Origin of the sequence: Pseudomonas sp. AG1028, assembly GCF_007993955.1 — a bacterium.
In the GTDB taxonomy this organism is placed as follows: Bacteria; Pseudomonadota; Gammaproteobacteria; order Pseudomonadales; family Pseudomonadaceae; genus Aquipseudomonas; species Aquipseudomonas straminea.
Window position 1 is genome coordinate 128,962 of record NZ_VIVP01000005.1, and the last position, 17,209, is coordinate 146,170.

Genomic DNA, 17,209 nt, shown 5'->3' on the forward strand with positions numbered 1-17,209 from the left:
CGCGGCAAGCCTTTTGTTTTTTCAGCACCCAGTCAAAGCGAGACCCCATGACCGAAGCTCTGCGTATCGTATTCGCCGGCACCCCGGAATTCGCCGCCGCCCACCTCAAGGCGCTGCTCGGCACCGACCACCAGATCGTCGCCGTGTACACCCAGCCGGATCGCCCGGCCGGCCGTGGCCAGAAGCTGATGCCCAGCCCGGTCAAACAGCTCGCTGTGGAAAACTCGATTCCCGTATTGCAGCCGCCTAGTCTCAAGGATGCCGCCGCCCAGGCCGAACTGGCGGCTTTGAAACCGGACCTGCTGGTAGTGGTCGCCTACGGCCTGATCCTGCCCCAGGCGGTGCTGGATATCCCGCGCTTCGGCTGCATCAACAGCCATGCCTCGCTGCTGCCGCGCTGGCGCGGGGCGGCGCCGATCCAGCGCGCCGTGCAGGCTGGCGATGCCGAAAGCGGCGTGACCGTGATGCAGATGGAAGCCGGCCTGGACACCGGGCCGATGCTGCTCAAGGTGCGCACGCCGATCACCGCCGAAGACACCGGCGGCAGCCTGCACGATCGCCTGGCCGAACTGGGCCCGCCGGCGGTGATCGAGGCCATCGCGGGTCTCGCCAGCGGCACCCTGATGGGTGAAGCGCAGGACGACGCCCAGGCCAACTACGCCCACAAGCTCAACAAGGATGAGGCGCGCATCGACTGGAGCTGCCCGGCCGATGAGTTGGAACGATTGATCCGCGCCTTCAATCCCTGGCCAATCTGCCACAGCACGCTAAACGAGGCGCCGCTCAAGGTGCTGGCCGGGCGTATCGGCGAAGGCCAGGGCCAGCCCGGGGAAATTCTCGCCGCCAGCAAGGACGGCCTGACCGTCGCCTGCGGCAGCGGCGCCCTGCTGCTCACCCGCCTGCAATTGCCCGGCGGCAAGGCGCTGAACTTCAGCGATCTGTACAACAGCCGCCGCGAGCAGTTCGCCGTCGGCACGGTGCTGGCATGAACCCCAGGCTGGCCGCGGCCCGCGCCCTGGCCGCGGTGCTCGACGGCAAGGCGTCGCTGGGCACCAGCCTGCCGCCGCTGCTCGACAAGGTCGAGGCCCGCGACCGCGGCCTCGCCCAGGATCTGGCCTTTGGCGCCGCACGCTGGCAGCCACGCCTCGAATTGATCGCCGCCAAGCTGTTGCGTAAGCCTTTCAAGGATGGCGACCGCGACCTCGAAGCCCTGCTGCTGGTCGGCCTCTACCAGTTGTTCTACACGCGCATCCCCGCCCACGCGGCAATTGGCGAGACGGTCGGCTGCGTCGACAAGCTGAAGAAGACCTCAGCCAAGGGCCTGCTCAACGCCGTACTGCGCAACGCCCAGCGCGAGGGCGACAGCCTGATTCAGGAGCTGGATCGCGACCCGGTACTGCACACCGCCCATCCGCGCTGGTTGCAGAAGCAGCTCAAGGCCTTCTGGCCCGAGCATTGGCAGGCCATCTGCGCCGCCAACAACGCCCATCCGCCGTTGATCCTGCGGGTCAACCGCCGCCACGGCAGCCGCGATGACTACCTGGCGCGGCTGCGCCAGGTCGGTTTCGAGGCCGAACCCTGTGAGTTCAGCCGCGACGGCATCCGCCTCTTGCAAGCCTGCGACGTCACCCTGCTGCCCGGCTTCGCCGAGGGCCACGTGAGCGTGCAGGACGAAGCCGCGCAACTGGCCGCCGACCTGCTGCAACTGGCGCCCGGCCAGCGCGTGCTGGATGCCTGCGCAGCGCCCGGTGGCAAGACCTGCCATTTGCTGGAAGCCGAACCGGCGCTAAGCGAAGTGGTCGCCGTGGACCTGGAAGCCAAGCGCCTGGCGCGGGTACGCGAGAACCTCGATCGTCTCGGGCTCGAGGCCACCCTGATCGCCGCCGATGGCCGCGACACGGCCGCCTGGTGGGACGGCAAGCCGTTCCAGCGCATCCTGCTCGATGCGCCCTGCTCGGCCACCGGCGTGATTCGCCGCCACCCGGACATCAAGCTGACCCGCAAGGCCGATGACATTCCGGCGCTGGCCACGCTGCAGGGCGAACTGCTCGACGCCATGTGGCCGACCCTGGAGGTCGGCGGCATCCTGCTGTACGCCACCTGCTCGACGCTGCCAACGGAAAACACCGAGGTCATCGACGCCTTCCTGGCGCGTACGCCCGGCGCCCGCGAGCTGGATATCGCCGGCCCGTTCGGCCTCAAGCAGCCCCATGGCCGGCAGCTGCTCGCCGAGCAGGACGGCCATGATGGTTTCTACTATGCCAAGCTGATCAAGATCGCAGCCGCTGGAGCAACCCGATGAAGATCATCATCCTCGGCGCCGGCCAGGTCGGCGGCACCCTGGCCGAGCACCTGGCCAGCGAAGCCAACGACATCACCGTGGTGGACACCGACGGTGATCGCCTGCGTGCCCTCGGGGACCGCCTCGACATCCGCACCGTGCAGGGCAAGGGTTCGTTCCCGACCGTGCTGCGCCAGGCCGGCGCCGACGATGCCGACATGCTGGTGGCGGTGACCAACAGCGACGAAGTCAACATGATCGCCTGCCAGGTCGCCTACACCCTGTTCCATACCCCGACGCGCATCGCCCGGGTGCGCGAAGCGGCCTACCTGACCCGCGAAGCACTGTTCGACAACGAAGCCATTCCGGTCGACGTGCTGATCAGCCCCGAGCAGGTGGTGACCAATTACATCAAGCGCCTGATCGAATACCCCGGCGCCCTGCAGGTGATCGACTTCGCCGAGGGCAAGGCCCAGCTGGTCGGCGTCAAGGCGTACTACGGCGGCCCGCTGGTCGGCCAGCAGCTCAAGCAGATCCGCCAGCACATGCCCAAGGTCGACACCCGGGTGGCGGCGATCTTCCGCCGTGACCGGGCGATCATGCCCCAGGGCGATACGGTGATCGAAGCCGACGACGAGGTGTTCTTCATTGCCGCCAAGGCGGATATCCGCGCGGTGATGAGCGAGATGCGCCGCGTCGAGAACGAATACAAGCGGGTGGTGATCGCCGGCGGCGGGCATATCGGAGAACGCCTGGCCGAAGCCATCGAGAGCCGCTACCAGGTGAAGATCATCGAGATGAACCCGGCGCGCTGCCGCTACCTCTCCGAGAACCTGGAAAGCACCATCGTGTTGCAGGGCAGCTCGTCGGACCGCGACCTGCTGGTGGAAGAGAACATCAAGGACGCCGACATCTTCCTGGCCCTGACCAACGACGACGAAGCCAACATCATGTCGTCGCTGCTGGCCAAGCGCCTGGGCGCGCGCAAGGTGATGACACTGATCAACAACCCGGCCTACGTTGACCTGATCCAGGGCGGCGAGATCGACATCGCCATCAGCCCGCAGCTGGCCACCATCGGTAGCCTGCTGACCCACGTGCGCCGCGGCGATATCGAGAGCGTGCACTCGCTGCGCCGGGGCGCCGCCGAAGCCATCGAGGCCATCGCCCACGGCGACGCGCGCTCGAGCAAGGTGGTCGACAAGGCGATCAAGGACATCTCGCTGCCGCCGGGCACTACCATCGGCGCGATCATCCGCGACGAAGAAGTGCTGATCGCCCACGACGTGACGGTGATCGAGTCCGGCGACCACGTGATCCTGTTCGTGATGGACAAGAAGCACATACGCGATGTGGAGCGGCTGTTCCAGGTCGGCCTGACATTCTTCTAAGGGAGCCTTTCATGAGCACTGATGCACTGGAAAAGATGCTCGCCAAGGGTGTGGATAACTCACTGCTGCGCTTCGGCTTGGGCAAGGGTTACCTGGATGCCGGCGATGCCAGCAAGGCTGCGGAACACCTGCAACGCTGCGTCGAACACGACCCGCAGTATTCGGCGGCGTGGAAGCTGCTCGGCAAGGCTCAGCAGTCTGCCGGCAACCTCGACAGCGCGCGCAGTGCATGGCAGCAGGGTATTGAAGCCGCCCAGGCCAAGGGCGACAAGCAGGCGGAAAAGGAAATGACCGTCTTCCTGCGCAAGCTGGACAAGAACACCAGCGTCTGAGCGGCGGTTCAGCACCAGCAAATTATCCTGAACGGCCGCGGCGAAATTTATCTCGTCGCCGATCTTAAGCCGTTCGTCGGCAAGCCGATAGCCCTAGGAAGCTCCAATAAAACCAACAATAAAACCGCTCTCCGGGGACGACCGCCATGTCCGCACTGCGCTCCATTCAAGGCCGCTATACCCTGTTTCTGGTGTTGTTCGTCCTGGTCCTTATGGTGCTGACCGTAGTCGGCATCGGTCAGCTGGTTGCTCCAACATTGCGCCATACCGAAGAACAGGTGGTGCTCAACCGCATCGACGAAGTGGCGGAAGACATCGAGGACGAGCTGAACAAGGTTCAGGCCCAGCAACGCAACATCACCCAGACCATTCCCCTGTTGGAAAGCGACGCCATCGACAAGGTGCTGCCTGGCCTGGTCGACCAGTACGGCGAGCTGAAGGTCTTCGGCGGCGGAATCTGGCCGTTGCCCAACCAGCGCACCCCAGGGCGTAACAAGCACAGCACTTTCTGGCACCGCGACGGCTCCGGCAAGCTGGTGGTCAATACCTTCTGGAACAGCGACCCGGCGCCCAACTACTACGACCAGAGCTAATACAAGGGCGGCCTGGCCTCCCCCCGTGGCCAGTGCGCCTGGGCCGCTGCTTACAAGGACGATGCCAGCCAGGAGCCGCGAACCAACTGCGCCATGGCCATCCAGCGCAACGGCGTGGATTACGGCGTGGCCACCATCGACGTGACCTTGGGCTTCTTCAACGACCTGGTCGCCGACAAGGAGAAGGACATCGGCGGGCAGATGCTGATCGTTGAAGGCGACGGCAAGATCATCAGCAACAGCACCCACTTGAGTAGCCCGGTGGTGCTCAAGAACATCAGCGAGCTGACTGCCACCTCGGCGTTCGCAGTGCAGGTCAGCAAGGCGCTCTCCCAACGCAACCAGCCGGTGCAACGCAGCGAATTCGATAACGACGGCGTCGCCAGCACCCTCTATATGCGCGCGATCGACGGCACCCCGTGGTTCCTCGCCACCGCGCTGCCCACCTCGCAGATCACCGCCCAGCGCGATGACGTGCGGGGCACCCTGGCGCTGCTACAGATCCCCATGGTGTTGCTGCTCGTGGCAATGGCCGTGTATGCGATCCGCCAGCTGGTGCAGCGCATGAAGACCCTGAAAGCCAACATCGATGCACTGTCCACCGGCGATGCCGACCTCACCCGACGCATCACCATCCGTGCCGAAGACGAACTGGGCGCCATCGGCCACTCGATCAACCGCTTCATCGTCTACCTGCAGGATATGATCGGCGAAGTGACCCAGGCCACCGCGGCCATGTCCTCAGGGCTCGAGCGCCTGCAGCAGACTTCAGCACAAACCAACCAGATTCTGGTGCGTCACGCCTCGGAAACCGACCAGACCGTCACCGCCATCACCGAAATGAGCGCCACCGCCGACAGCGTGGCGCAGAACGCCGCGGAGACGGCCGCCTTCACCCAGCGCGCCAACGAGCATGCCGACCGCTCTCGCGTGGTAGTGGGCGAAGCCTCGAACAGCGTGACTGCGCTGATCGGCGAGGTAGCCAGTGCCACCAGCACCGTGGAGAACATGCGCCAGGACGCCGCGCGCATCACCGAAACCCTCGACGTAATCGGTGCCATTGCCGGGCAAACCAACCTGCTGGCCTCAACGCCGCCATCGAAGCGGCGCGAGCAGGTGAGCAGGGTCGCGGCTTCGCGGTGGTCGCCGACGAAGTACGAGCCCTGGCGGCGCGCACCCAGGCCAGCACCTCGCAGATCAACGAGATGCTCGCCCGCCTGACCAGCGGGGTGAGCTCCTCGGTGACCGCCATGGAAAATACCCAGGCCAGTTGCCAGTCGGCGGCGGACGCCACGGCGCGGGTCAATGCCGGGCTCGACGAGATGGCCAGCTCGGTCAACCAGATCAACACGCTCAGTACCCAGATCGCCACCGCCGCCAAGCAGCAGAGCGCAGTGACCGAGGAGATCAACCACAGCATGGTGCAGATCCGCCACATGGTCGACGATCTTGTGCAGAGCGGCCACGCCAGCGAAGACAACACCCGCAGCCTGCTGGAAGCCAACGGCCGGGTGATCAGCCTGATGAACCGCTTCAAGGTACGTTGATCGACGGCCGGCTCCCACGCCTGATGTGGGAGTCGGCACTCGCTACTTGAGCGCCTGCACCTCACGGGTCAGCAGGTCGATAAAGGCCTGGGCCAGGGGCGAGCGCTCCTGACGGCGTTTGACCAGCCACACCGCGGTGGTGGCGTCGGTATCGGTCAGGGTGCGAAACACCACGCCATCGATGCGAATGCGCCGAAACGACGCCGGCAACACCGACACCCCAAGCCCCGCGGCCACCAGACCGATGATGGTCAACGCCTCGTGGGCCTCCTGGGTAATGCGCGGGCTGAACCCGGCTTGGCGCGCCAGGTTGAACAGCTGTCCGTACAGGCCGCTGCCATAGCTACGCGGAAAGAACACAAACGGCTCGTTTGCCAGTTCGGCGAGCGCCAGCCCTCGATCGTGCTCACCGGCCAATGGGTGTCCGGCATGCAGCAGCGCCACCAGCGGCTCGCGCAGCAGCTCAACCGCGTCCAGTTCGGCGGGCAGTTCAAGTGGTCGAATCATGCCGATCTGCAGCTTCTTTTCCTGCAGCGCCTGGCTGACCTGGCGGCTGGTCATTTCCTGCAGATTGAGGTGCACCGCCGGGAACGCCTGGCGAAAGGCGAATACCGCCCGCGGAATGATCGACACAAACGGTGCCGAAGCGGTAAAGCCGATCTGCAGCTCGCCGATTTCGCCTTGCTCGGCGCGGCGCACCACGTCCACCGACTTGCTGACCTGTGCGAGGGTCTGCCGCGTTTCCTCGAGAAACAGCCGCCCGGCATCGGTGAGCGCAACATGCCGGTTACTGCGCTCGAACAGGCGCACGCCGAGTTCCTGCTCCAGTGCCTGGATCTGCTGGCTCAGCGGTGGTTGAGAGATACCCAATAGATCGGCGGCTCGGCCGAAGTGCAGCTCTTCGGCCACCGCCACGAAGTAACGCAAATGGCGCAGTTCCATGTTCGCCCCAATAGGTCGCTATACGTATCGATTGGGTCGAATATTATATTGGAAAGAACTTGCCAGCCTACTTATCCTGACGCCATTCCCAATAACAACAACCACCCGTGCTGGCCGGTGCCAGCGCATACGGCGGCGTTTTGCCTGGGGAAAGTAAATTCACGAGGAAGCAATGAGTCAGCCCGTTACACCCGACGCGTGCATCAGCCCCCAGAATGAGAAACCTGCGCCCGGCAGCGCGCCTCTGGAGCCCATTTACATCCAGAAGGGCACCCATGCCTTTCTGCGCACCATTCTCGCCATGTGCAGCGGCGGTTTCGCCACCTTCGCGCTGCTCTACTGCGTGCAACCGATGATGCCGATGCTGGCGCGCCAGTTCGATTTGAGCGCCGCGCAGAGCAGCCTGATCCTTTCCGTCTCTACCATCACCCTGGCCCTCGGCCTGTTGATAACCGGGCCGCTGTCCGATGCACTGGGCCGTAAACCGGTAATGGTCGTGTCGCTGCTCGCCGCCGCCGTGTTCACCGTCGGCAGTGCGCTGATGCCAACCTGGGAAGGCGTGCTGGTGATGCGCGCACTGGTCGGCCTTGCGCTCAGCGGTCTGGCCGCCGTAGCCATGAGTTACCTCAGCGAGGAAATCGACCCGCTGCACCTGGGCCTGGCCATGGGCGTGTACATCGGCGGCAACGCCATCGGTGGCATGAGCGGGCGCCTGCTCAGCGGCGTGTTGGTCGACTTCATGTCCTGGCACGCGGTACTCGGCACCCTGGGTGGCCTGGGCTTGCTGGCCGGTCTGGCGTTCTGGCGCCTGCTGCCCGAGTCGCGCAACTTCCGCGCCCGCTCGCTGCGCCCGCGCAGCCTGCTGCAGGGCTACACCCTGCAATTTCGTGATGCGGGCCTGCCGTGGTTGTTCCTGCAGGGCTTCCTGCTGATGGGCGCCTTCGTGACCCTGTTCAATTACATTGGCTACCGGCTGATCGAAGCGCCGTTCAAGCTCGACCAGACCAGCATCGGCCTGCTGTCGATCGTCTATCTGTCCGGCATCTACAGCTCCGCGCAGGTCGGCGCCCTGGCCGACAAGCTGGGCCGGCGCAAGGTGCTGTGGGCGGTGATCGGCCTGATGCTAGGCGGCCTGGTGCTGACCCTGTTCAACGTGCTGCCGGTGATCCTGGTTGGCATGCTGCTGTTCACCTTCGGTTTCTTCGGCGCCCACTCGGTATCGAGCAGCTGGATCGGCCGCCGCGCCAAGCAAGCAAAGGGCCAGGCATCGTCGCTGTACCTGTTCTGCTACTACCTGGGCTCCAGCGTCGCCGGCACCTTGGGCGGCGTGTTCTGGCAGGCCGGCGGCTGGGACGGCCTGGGCCTGTTCATCGGCTCGCTGCTGTTGATCTCCCTGGCCGTAGCCCTGCACCTGTCGCGCCTGCAGGCGTTGCCCATAGCGGTGGCGTCGCGCTGAGCCGATCACACGCGTAAACAAAAACGCCGGATGCCCGTGAGGGGATCCGGCGTTTTCGTGTGCGGCTGACTCAGTTCAGCACGCTGCGTTGCGGCAGGCGCCGTACGATGGCGCCAAGCAGCATGCCGTACAGCGGCACGAACAGCGCCAGGCTGACGGCCAGCTTGATCACGTAATCCACCATGGCGATTTCCACCCAGTTGGCAGCCATGAAAGGGTCGCTGCTCTGCCAGAAGGCGATGGAGAAGAACGCCAGGGTATCCATGGCCTGGCCGAACACGCTCGAGGCAGTCGGCGCAATCCACCACTGCGGCAACTTGCGCAGGCGGTCGAACACCTGAATGTCGAGCAGTTGGCCAAGCACGTATGCCAGGAAGCTGGCCAGCGCGATGCGGAACACGAACAGGTTGAATTCGCCGATGGCCGCCAGGCCGCCAAAGGCGCCGTCATGGAACAGCACCGAGACGATGTAGGAAGCGATCAGTGCCGGCACCATCACTCGGGCGATCACCACGCGGGCAGCGTGCTTGCCGATCAGGCGTACGGTAAGGTCGGTGGCCAGAAAGATGAACGGAAAGCTGAACGCACCCCAGGTGGTGTGCCAGCCGAACAGGGTGATCGGCAGCTGCACCAGGTAGTTGCTGGCGATGATGATGAGGATGTGAAACGCGATCAGCGCTGCCAATACGGAGCGGCTGACCGAGGCGGGAAGCAGGGTCATGGGATGTCCTTTTTCGTGAAATGGGGTTAGGGAACCCATTGCTGCCACCGACATGGCAGCGAGCGGCGCGCAGTGTACTGCCTGGACCGCGCTGGCGACAGCCCGCCTGGCGGATGGCGGGCTTCTTCAATAGTGATGCGTCGAAGGAAGAAGCAGACGTTGCGCAGCTGCTTTTGTGGGAGGGGCTTCAGCCACGAGCTTTACCAGGCGCAAAGAACTCGGGGCTAAAGCGGATCGCCGCCCGGCCCCTCCTACAATTCACGCGAACGGCCACTCCCGCCACACAACATGTCGTTCCGCCGATCCTGTCAGTTGTTACTCGCCAGCTGCGCACCGTCCGGCATCACCCGACGCGCCAGCTGGAAGTGCTTCTTCCAGTAGCCGTCGCTGAGCTTGTCGATACGCACGTTGGTGCCGCGACGCGGCGCGTGAATGAAGCGGTCGTTGCCCAGGTAAATGGCCACGTGGTCGACGTTGCGCCCGCGGATGCGGAAGAACAGCAGATCGCCCGGCTCCAGATCGCCCTTGGCCACCTTGGGGCCGTCGACGCGGGAGAGGTCGCGGGAAGTACGCGGCAGATCGAGGTCATCGACCTGCTTGAAGGCGTATTTGACCAAGCCGCTGCAGTCGAAACCGTGCTCGGGGCTGGTGCCACCCCAGCGATAGGGCGTGCCCAACGCGCTCAATGCGCGACGAACAACGGCTTGGGAGGAGTTAGGATCGAGTTTGGCGGGGGCGACGACACGGCTGCTGCCGTCCTGCATGTGAACCCGGAAGCTGGCGGATGCGTTGCCAGCCGCAGCACATAAGAGGGTGCTACCTAAAATCAGAGAGATAATCAGTTTATTCAATGTGATGACCTAGAAAGAAGACTCAAGCCAAGCGCCGCGAATCCCTTCCTGAATCAGCCACTTGCAACCTAAATAATGAAATAAAAGAGTGCTCCGCACATCCCATGGACGGACAGCCCAAGACCACAATCGGTTCAATTCTGTTCACCTTTGGCGACGAACGGTATATGCCGTTAACGATCTCCAACGGCAATAAGATCAGCACCTTCATCTGCTAGGGTTAAGGCTTCCTCATGCATAAGGACACCGCCGATGAAGCCTCTGAAGACCGTGATCACCGCCGGGTTGCTGGCCCTCAGCGTCAGCCTCCATGCCCACGCCGAAGACGCCAAGTGCGCCAGCGTCAGCCTTGCCGACCCGGGCTGGAGCGATATCGCGGTCACCAACGGAATCGCCAGCCTGCTGCTCGATGGCCTGGGCTACAAAGCGCAGACGCGCACCCTGGCCGTGCCGATCATCTTCGCCGGGTTGCAGAAAGGGCAGGTCGACGTGTTCCTCGGCAACTGGATGCCGGCCGGCCAGCACGACTACGACCGCTACGTAGCCAGCGGGCAGATCGACAAGGTGGTGGAAAACCTCGGCGGCACCGAATACACCCTGGCCGTGCCGACCTACGCCCACGAAGCTGGCGTGAAGGATTTCAACGACCTCGCCAAATTCGCCGACAAGTTCGGCAAGAAGATCTATGGCATCGGCTCGGGCTCGCCGGCCAATGACTATATTCGCCAGATGATCGCCGGTAACGAGTTTGGCCTGGGCGACTGGCAGCTGGTCGAGTCAAGCGAGCAGGCCATGCTGGTACAGGTCGGCCGCGCGGTGAAACGCGACGAGTTCGTGGTGTTCCTGGGCTGGACGCCGCACCCGATGAACGTGCAGTTCAACATGCAGTACCTCAAGGGCGGCGAGAAATTCTTCGGCAGCACCGGTTCGGTCAACACCCTGGCCCGCAAAGGCTTTGTTGCCGAATGCCCGAACGTGGGCAAGCTGCTGACCAACCTGAAATTCACCCAGGAGATGGAAAACACCATCATGGACGACGTGCTCAACCGCAAGGAGGCCAACGGCACCGCCATCAAAAACTGGATCAAGGCCAACCCGCAGGTGCTAGACGGCTGGCTGGAGGGTGTGAAAACCCGTGATGGCGGTGACGGACTGGCGGCAGTGAAGGCCAAGCTGTAAGCACGAGGCCAGCGGAGCGCCGGCCTGTCGAATTCACTCGCGAATAAAGCGCAGCCCCACGCCCTCGGGGGTAACGCGCATGACTTCCATTTCCAGGATGGGCGCCGCGATGGGCAAATCCTGCACCTGGCCGGTCACCCGGGTGCCGAGTTCCAGAGCGGCCAGGTCATCGTGCTTGACGTACACGCCCCCGTCGGACAGGTCGCGGGTCTGAGCGACCAGCTCGCCGAAGCTCGGGTGGCAAATCTTGATGCGGCATTTCATCGGTGTACGGGGATGCTGACGCTGGTTGGCAGACATGTCCTGGCAGCCTCGAGAAGGTGTGCCCCGTTAAATAGCTCAAAACACCGAACAAGCCTAGCGAAACGGCGCCTCATTGCGAGGCGCCACAAATTTCAGTACCAGCGCGCTTCGCCCTCGGGGCGTTTCTTGAAACGCTTCATGCTCCACATGTACTGGCTGGGGTAGGCGCGCACGTACTTCTCGACCACGCTGCTCATGGCCGCCACAGCGGTGTAGGTGTCTTCGCTGTACATCGCTTCCGGCGCGGCTTCGAGGATGACCTTGTAGCCGGAGCCATCTTCAAGGCGCAGCGCATGCAGGAACACGCCCACCGCCTTGCCGCCGGCAAGCATGCCCGGCACGAACTTGCTGGTCAGCGCCACGGTGCCGCAGAAGGGCACGAACATCCCGGACGACAGGCTTGGCTCCGGGTCGGCGGGAATGCCCACCGCGCCGCCCTTGCGCACTTCCTTGATGACGCTGAGGATGCCTTCCTTGGTCGACGGTGCCACGCGGTTGCCCAGCTGCACGCGCTGCTCGCGCAGCAGGTCATCGACCGCCTTGAGCTTGGGCGGGCGGTAGAAAATGATCGGTTTGCACTGCGAGCAGTAGAAGTGGTTGAGCACTTCCCAGTTGCCCAGGTGGCTGGTAATGCCGACCACGCCCTTGCCAGAAGCCAGCGCCGCTTCCAGCACTTCCAGGCCTTCGACTTCACGCACGCGCGCCAGCGACTTGTGCGCGGGCCAAACCCAGGCGCAAGCACTTTCGGTCAGGGTGCGGCCAATGTCCATGAGGCTGCGGCCTACCAGCTTGTCGTGCTCGGCAGCATTCAATTCGGGGAAGCATTTGGCGAGGTTGATGCGCACCACGTCACGAGAGCCGTTGGGCAGCCTCCACATCAGCCAGCCGATGATCGCACCGAGCGACTGCACAGCGCGCCAGGGCAGGAGGGCAAACAAGCGCAGGGAACCGACCACCAGCGCGCCTTTGAGCTTTTCCACGAACAGCTCCGATTGAGAAAAGGCGCTCATTGTAACCGCCCGAAGAGCCGATGTGGCCGTTACATACACGAACAGAAACGCGCAAACCTTCAGTAAAGCTGGGTTTTCAGGCGCTCCTGAAGCTGCTGTTCGTAGGCTTCGACGTCGAAACTCTCGTCCATCACCGCTTTGAGCAGGTCGCCCGCCGACGGCAGGCTGGCCCGCTCAACTTGGCGCTCGGCATTCCACAGGCCCGAGCGCACCGCCGCCTTGGAACACTGGAAGTAGCAGGTGTCGACGCTGATGCGCAGCACGCTGCGCGGCAGCTTACCTTGCGCTTCGCACAGCGCCAGCAATTCAGGGTCCAGCGAGATGCTCGCGCGGCCGTTGACCCGGAAGCTCTCGCCGACCCCAGGGATCAGAAACAGCAGCGCCACCTGGGGGTCGTGGATGATGTTGCGCAAGGAGTCGATGCGGTTGTTGCCGGGGCGATCCGGCAGCAGCAGGGTGCGCTCATCGAGAACTCGTACGAACCCCGGTGCGTCGCCCCGCGGCGAGCAGTCCAGCCCGTCCGGGCCGTGAGTGCCCAGCACCACGAAAGGCGATGCGGCCACCAGCGCCTGATAGGGCGCGCTCAGGCAGGGCATTTCCTTGCGCAGCGAGCGCTCATGAGGCATGCCGTACAGCGCCTGCAGCTGCTCGAGGGTGTCGATGGTGGCGCTCATGGGCGGGCCTCCTGTTGCAGTTGGGCGTAGCGATCGCAGTCGCGGGTGTGGTCCATGACCATGCCGGTGGCCTGCATGAAGGCGTAGCAGATGGTCGGACCGACGAAGGTGAAGCCGGCCTTCTTCAACGCCTTGCTCATGGCCTCGGCTTCGGGCGTGACCGCCGGTACGTCGCCACGGCCCTCGAAATGGTTGATCTTCGGCTGGCCGCCGACGAACGACCAGAGCAGCGCCACCGGATCGTCCAGGCGCAGCCAGGCCTGGGCATTCTTGCGCGCAGCCTGCAGCTTGAGGCGATTGCGGATGATGCCCGAGTCCTGCATCAGGGTTTCGATGTAATCGTCGCTCATTGCGGCCAGGCGCTCGGCATCGAAGCCGAACAGCACTTCACGATAACGCTCACGTTTCTTCAGCACGGTGATCCACGACAACCCGGCCTGGGCGCCTTCGAGCAGCAGCATCTCGAACAGATGCTGGGGATCGCGCGACGGCACACCCCATTCCTCGTCGTGATAGGCCTGATACAGGGGGTCGTCGTTACACCAGAAACAGCGGGGCATGGCAGTCGGCTCGGTGAGGGGCGAGGGCAGACTATAACCGCGGACTAAAGGCTGCTGTAGCCTGGGTGAAACCCGGGGCCATATCGAGCTCGACCAACAGGCTTCCCGCCGAAACGCTGATGACCGTTTCGCGCGCATGGCGCGCTCCAATAAACGCCGGGGCGAGTCGCCGCCAGAGGGCTCACCTCTCGCCAGCTTCAAATTCATCGAGGCGGCCACAACACTATCCACAGGACATGCCCTGCGCCGCGGCCGTTCTATCAGGCAAGACGGCGCAGCATGCGGGCTGCGCCTTGCTTCGGGTATACTCTCCGGCTTTCTGTCGCAGCCCCAACAGGTGAATTTTTCGTGAGCCAGACAACGCCTGCCGTGCGCACCTTCCAGGACTTGATCCTCGCCCTGCAACAATACTGGGCCGAGCAAGGCTGTGTGGTACTGCAACCCTATGACATGGAAGTGGGCGCCGGTACCTTCCACACCGCCACGTTTCTGCGCGCCATCGGCCCGGAAACCTGGAACGCCGCTTACGTGCAGCCATCGCGTCGCCCCACCGACGGCCGCTACGGCGAGAACCCCAACCGCCTGCAGCACTACTACCAGTTCCAGGTGGTCCTGAAGCCCAACCCGGAAAACTTCCAGGAGCTTTACCTGGGCTCGCTGAAGGCCATCGGCATCGATCCGCTGGTGCACGACATCCGTTTCGTCGAAGACAACTGGGAATCGCCGACCCTGGGCGCCTGGGGTCTGGGCTGGGAAATCTGGCTCAACGGCATGGAAGTCACCCAGTTCACGTACTTCCAGCAGGTCGGCGGCATCGAGTGCTACCCGGTCACCGGCGAGATCACCTACGGTCTCGAGCGCCTGGCCATGTACCTGCAGGGCGTCGATTCGGTCTATGACCTGGTGTGGACCGACGGCCAGTTCGGCAAGGTGACCTACGGCGACGTGTTCCACCAGAACGAAGTGGAGCAGTCGACCTACAACTTCGAGCACGCCAACGTCGAGAAACTGTTCGAGCTGTTCGACTTCTACGAAAGCGAAGCCAACCGCCTGATCGAACTGGAGCTGCCGCTGCCGACCTACGAGATGGTCCTCAAGGCTTCGCACACCTTCAACCTGCTGGATGCCCGCCGCGCCATTTCGGTGACCGCGCGCCAGCAGTACATCCTGCGCGTGCGCACCCTGGCCCGCGCCGTGGCGCAGAGTTATCTGCAGGCCCGTCGCCGCCTGGGCTTCCCGCTCGCCGCCCCCGATCTGCGTGATGAAGTACTGGCCAAGCTGGAGGCAGCAGAATGAGTGCGCTCGATTTTCTGGTTGAACTGGGCACCGAAGAGCTGCCACCCAAAGCCCTGAAAACCCTGGGCGAATCCTTCCTCGCCGGTATCGAGAAAGGCCTCAAGGCCGCCGGCCTGAGCTACCGTGGCGCGCGCTACTACGCCGCGCCACGCCGCCTGGCCGTGCTGGTCGAGCAACTGGCCACCGAACAGCCGGACCGCACCGTCAACCTCGACGGCCCGCCCGTGCAGGCCGCCTTCGACGCCGAAGGCAATCCGACGCAGGCTGCACTGGGCTTCGCCAAGAAGTGCGGCGTGGAACTGTCGGCCATCGACCAGAGCGGGCCGAAGCTGAAATTCAGCCAGCACATCCCCGGCCAACGCGCCTACACGCTGCTGCCCGGCATCGTGGAAAACTCGCTGAACGAGCTGCCGATTCCCAAGCGCATGCGCTGGGGTGCCCGCAAGACCGAATTCGTCCGCCCGAGCCAGTGGCTGGTGATGCTGTTCGGCGATCAGATCGTCGACTGCGAAATCCTCGCCCAGAAGGCCAACCGCTTCTCCCGTGGCCACCGCTTCCACGCCAACCATGAAGTGCGCATCTCTGCGCCCGCCATGTACGCCCAGGAGCTACGCGCCGCCTACGTGATCGCGGACGTCGCCGAGCGCCGCGAGCAGATCGCCAAGCGCATCGAACAGCTGGCCACCGAGCAGCAGGGCAGCGCCATCGTGCCACCGGCGCTGCTCGACGAAGTCAGCGCCCTGGTCGAATGGCCGGTGCCGCTGGTCTGCTCTTTCGAGGAGCGCTTCCTGGAAGTGCCCCAGGAAGCGTTGATCACCACCATGCAGGACAACCAGAAGTACTTCTGCCTGCTCGATGCCGACGGCAAACTGCTGCCGCGCTTCATCACCGTGGCCAACGTCGAGAGCAAGGATCCGACGCAGATCATCTCCGGTAACGAGAAGGTCGTGCGCCCGCGTCTCACCGACGCCGAGTTCTTCTTCAAACAGGACAAGAAGCAGCCGCTGGAAGCGTTCAATCAGCGCCTGGCCAACGTAGTGTTCCAGGCCCAGCTCGGCACCGTCTACGACAAGGCCCAGCGCGTCTCGGCCCTGGCCGGATTCATCGCCGGACGCATCGGCGGCGACGCCAAGCGTGGCGCTCGCGCCGGCCTGCTGAGCAAGTGCGACTTGGCCAGTGAAATGGTCGGTGAATTCCCGGAAATGCAGGGCATCGCCGGCTACTACTACGCGCTGAACGATGGTGAGCCGGAAGACGTCGCCCTGGCCCTGAACGAGCAGTACATGCCACGTGGCGCGGGCGCCGAGCTGCCGAGCACCCTGACCGGTGCGGCAGTGGCCCTGGCCGACAAGCTCGACACCCTGGTCGGCATCTTCGGTATCGGCATGCTGCCCACCGGCAGCAAGGACCCGTACGCACTGCGCCGTGCTGCCCTGGGCGTGCTGCGCATCCTCATCGAGAAGGGTCTGGAGCTGGACCTGGGCGCCACCGTCGAGTTCGCCGTGCGCCAGTACGGCAACAAGGTCAAGGCCGCCGGCCTGGCCCCGCAGGTGCTGGAATTCATCTTCGACCGCCTGCGTGCGCGCTATGAAGACGAAGGCGTGGACGTATCGGTCTACCAGGCCGTGCGTGCCGTGAACCCGCTGTCGCCGCTGGACTTCGACCAGCGTGTGCAGGCCGTGCAGGCCTTCCGCAAGCTGCCTGAAGCCGAAGCACTGGCCGCCGCCAACAAGCGTGTGTCCAACCTGCTGAGCAAGGCCGACGGGCAAGTGGCGAGCAGCATCGAAGCCCACTACTTCGATACGCCGGCCGAGTTCACCCTCAACGCCGCGATCCAGAAGGCCGACAATGCCGTGCAACCGCTGGCGCAGTCGCGTCAGTACCGCGAAGCGCTGGCCCAACTGGCCTCGCTGCGTACGCCGGTGGACGCCTTCTTCGAAGCGGTGCTGGTCAACGCCGAAGACCCCAAGGTTCGCGCCAACCGCTATGCGCTGCTGGCGCGTCTGCGTGGCCTGTTCCTGGGCGTCGCCGATATCTCGGTACTGGGCTAACGCCCAAGGCGCAAGGCTTCAA

The 17,209-nt window shown here is 64.1% G+C and carries 16 protein-coding genes and 2 pseudogenes; 11 read left to right on the top strand and 7 right to left on the bottom strand.

Annotated elements, in window-relative coordinates; translation table 11 throughout:
* Positions 1-47 precede the first annotated feature (47 nt).
* From fmt to FB481_RS23560, 7 genes and pseudogenes are all read left to right on the top strand, one after another.
* Positions 48-989, top strand: a complete 942-nt coding sequence (fmt, locus tag FB481_RS09575; RefSeq protein WP_147176194.1) for a methionyl-tRNA formyltransferase — start codon at positions 48-50, stop codon at positions 987-989.
* Positions 986-2,302, top strand: a complete 1,317-nt coding sequence (rsmB, locus tag FB481_RS09580) for a 16S rRNA (cytosine(967)-C(5))-methyltransferase RsmB (RefSeq protein ID WP_147176195.1) — start codon at positions 986-988, stop codon at positions 2,300-2,302. Before fmt ends, rsmB begins: the two co-directional genes overlap by 4 nt.
* On the top strand, positions 2,299-3,672 hold the full coding sequence (trkA, locus tag FB481_RS09585; protein ID WP_147176196.1) for a Trk system potassium transporter TrkA: 1,374 nt from the start codon (positions 2,299-2,301) through the stop codon (positions 3,670-3,672). Before rsmB ends, trkA begins: the two co-directional genes overlap by 4 nt.
* An 11-nt stretch (positions 3,673-3,683) precedes the next feature.
* Positions 3,684-4,004 (top strand): lipopolysaccharide assembly protein LapB, encoded by a 321-nt coding sequence (locus tag FB481_RS09590; protein WP_093501037.1) that lies wholly within the window; start codon positions 3,684-3,686, stop codon positions 4,002-4,004.
* Between the two features lie 146 nt (positions 4,005-4,150).
* Positions 4,151-4,597, top strand: coding sequence for a hypothetical protein (locus FB481_RS23550; protein WP_372239562.1), 447 nt, complete (start codon positions 4,151-4,153; stop codon positions 4,595-4,597).
* A 12-nt stretch (positions 4,598-4,609) separates the two neighbouring features.
* Positions 4,610-5,236: pseudogene (locus FB481_RS23555) on the top strand (cache domain-containing protein); the annotation flags it as partial.
* A gap of 411 nt (positions 5,237-5,647) precedes the next feature.
* A pseudogene (locus FB481_RS23560) lies at positions 5,648-6,144 on the top strand (methyl-accepting chemotaxis protein); the annotation flags it as partial.
* Between the two features lie 42 nt (positions 6,145-6,186).
* On the opposite strand, the gene FB481_RS09600 reads toward FB481_RS23560, so the two are convergent.
* Positions 6,187-7,086, bottom strand: coding sequence for a LysR family transcriptional regulator (locus tag FB481_RS09600; protein WP_147176197.1), 900 nt, complete (start codon positions 7,084-7,086; stop codon positions 6,187-6,189).
* Positions 7,087-7,258: 172 nt separating this feature from the next.
* On the opposite strand from FB481_RS09600, the gene FB481_RS09605 reads away from it, so the two are divergent.
* Complete coding sequence (locus FB481_RS09605; protein WP_093501043.1) at positions 7,259-8,542, top strand: MFS transporter; 1,284 nt, start codon at positions 7,259-7,261, stop codon at positions 8,540-8,542.
* 70 nt (positions 8,543-8,612) lie between these two features.
* On the opposite strand, the gene FB481_RS09610 is transcribed toward FB481_RS09605, so the two are convergent.
* Both FB481_RS09610 and FB481_RS09615 read right to left on the bottom strand, forming a co-directional pair.
* Positions 8,613-9,263 (bottom strand): 7-cyano-7-deazaguanine/7-aminomethyl-7-deazaguanine transporter, encoded by a 651-nt coding sequence (locus tag FB481_RS09610; RefSeq protein ID WP_093501045.1) that lies wholly within the window; start codon positions 9,261-9,263, stop codon positions 8,613-8,615.
* Between the two features lie 308 nt (positions 9,264-9,571).
* Positions 9,572-10,114: a C40 family peptidase gene (locus FB481_RS09615; protein ID WP_093501048.1), complete on the bottom strand. Its 543-nt coding sequence runs from the start codon at positions 10,112-10,114 to the stop codon at positions 9,572-9,574.
* A 252-nt stretch (positions 10,115-10,366) separates the two neighbouring features.
* Between FB481_RS09615 and choX the strand changes: the two genes are divergently transcribed.
* The gene (choX, locus tag FB481_RS09620; RefSeq protein ID WP_147176198.1) at positions 10,367-11,293 is read left to right on the top strand and encodes a choline ABC transporter substrate-binding protein; all 927 of its coding nucleotides are present in this window, start codon (positions 10,367-10,369) and stop codon (positions 11,291-11,293) included.
* A gap of 33 nt (positions 11,294-11,326) precedes the next feature.
* On the opposite strand, the gene FB481_RS09625 is transcribed toward choX, so the two are convergent.
* The 4 genes from FB481_RS09625 to FB481_RS09640 form a co-directional block, all read right to left on the bottom strand.
* Positions 11,327-11,593 carry a PilZ domain-containing protein gene (locus FB481_RS09625; RefSeq protein WP_093501053.1) on the bottom strand — a complete coding sequence of 89 codons (267 nt, stop codon included), beginning with the start codon at positions 11,591-11,593 and terminating at the stop codon, positions 11,327-11,329.
* Positions 11,594-11,688: 95 nt separating this feature from the next.
* Positions 11,689-12,576 carry a lysophospholipid acyltransferase gene (locus FB481_RS09630; RefSeq protein ID WP_093501246.1) on the bottom strand — a complete coding sequence of 296 codons (888 nt, stop codon included), beginning with the start codon at positions 12,574-12,576 and terminating at the stop codon, positions 11,689-11,691.
* A gap of 89 nt (positions 12,577-12,665) precedes the next feature.
* Entirely contained in the window at positions 12,666-13,280 is a 615-nt protein-coding gene (locus FB481_RS09635) for a pyridoxamine 5'-phosphate oxidase family protein (RefSeq protein ID WP_093501055.1), read from the bottom strand.
* Entirely contained in the window at positions 13,277-13,840 is a 564-nt protein-coding gene (locus tag FB481_RS09640; protein WP_093501056.1) for a DNA-3-methyladenine glycosylase I, read from the bottom strand. The genes FB481_RS09635 and FB481_RS09640 overlap by 4 nt, the downstream gene beginning before the upstream one ends.
* A gap of 348 nt (positions 13,841-14,188) precedes the next feature.
* Here FB481_RS09640 and glyQ point away from each other — a divergent pair, with 348 nt between their 5' ends.
* Positions 14,189-15,136, top strand: a complete 948-nt coding sequence (gene glyQ, locus FB481_RS09645) for a glycine--tRNA ligase subunit alpha (RefSeq protein WP_013789144.1) — start codon at positions 14,189-14,191, stop codon at positions 15,134-15,136.
* Positions 15,133-17,187, top strand: a complete 2,055-nt coding sequence (glyS, locus tag FB481_RS09650) for a glycine--tRNA ligase subunit beta (RefSeq protein WP_093501059.1) — start codon at positions 15,133-15,135, stop codon at positions 17,185-17,187. Before glyQ ends, glyS begins: the two co-directional genes overlap by 4 nt.
* Positions 17,188-17,209: the final 22 nt, after the last annotated feature.

Excerpts from the sequence above, each read along its gene's own strand:
- fmt (WP_147176194.1), top strand. The coding sequence starts at position 48 with ATGACCGAAGCTCTGCGTATCGTATTCGCCGGCACCCCGGAATTCGCC.
- rsmB (WP_147176195.1), top strand. The coding sequence starts at position 986 with ATGAACCCCAGGCTGGCCGCGGCCCGCGCCCTGGCCGCGGTGCTCGAC.
- trkA (WP_147176196.1), top strand. The coding sequence starts at position 2,299 with ATGAAGATCATCATCCTCGGCGCCGGCCAGGTCGGCGGCACCCTGGCC.
- FB481_RS09590 (WP_093501037.1), top strand. The coding sequence starts at position 3,684 with ATGAGCACTGATGCACTGGAAAAGATGCTCGCCAAGGGTGTGGATAAC.
- FB481_RS23550 (WP_372239562.1), top strand. The coding sequence starts at position 4,151 with ATGTCCGCACTGCGCTCCATTCAAGGCCGCTATACCCTGTTTCTGGTG.
- FB481_RS09600 (WP_147176197.1), bottom strand. The coding sequence starts at position 7,086 with ATGGAACTGCGCCATTTGCGTTACTTCGTGGCGGTGGCCGAAGAGCTG.
- FB481_RS09605 (WP_093501043.1), top strand. The coding sequence starts at position 7,259 with ATGAGTCAGCCCGTTACACCCGACGCGTGCATCAGCCCCCAGAATGAG.
- FB481_RS09610 (WP_093501045.1), bottom strand. The coding sequence starts at position 9,263 with ATGACCCTGCTTCCCGCCTCGGTCAGCCGCTCCGTATTGGCAGCGCTG.
- choX (WP_147176198.1), top strand. The coding sequence starts at position 10,367 with ATGAAGCCTCTGAAGACCGTGATCACCGCCGGGTTGCTGGCCCTCAGC.
- FB481_RS09625 (WP_093501053.1), bottom strand. The coding sequence starts at position 11,593 with ATGTCTGCCAACCAGCGTCAGCATCCCCGTACACCGATGAAATGCCGC.
- FB481_RS09635 (WP_093501055.1), bottom strand. The coding sequence starts at position 13,280 with ATGAGCGCCACCATCGACACCCTCGAGCAGCTGCAGGCGCTGTACGGC.
- FB481_RS09640 (WP_093501056.1), bottom strand. The coding sequence starts at position 13,840 with ATGCCCCGCTGTTTCTGGTGTAACGACGACCCCCTGTATCAGGCCTAT.
- glyS (WP_093501059.1), top strand. The coding sequence starts at position 15,133 with ATGAGTGCGCTCGATTTTCTGGTTGAACTGGGCACCGAAGAGCTGCCA.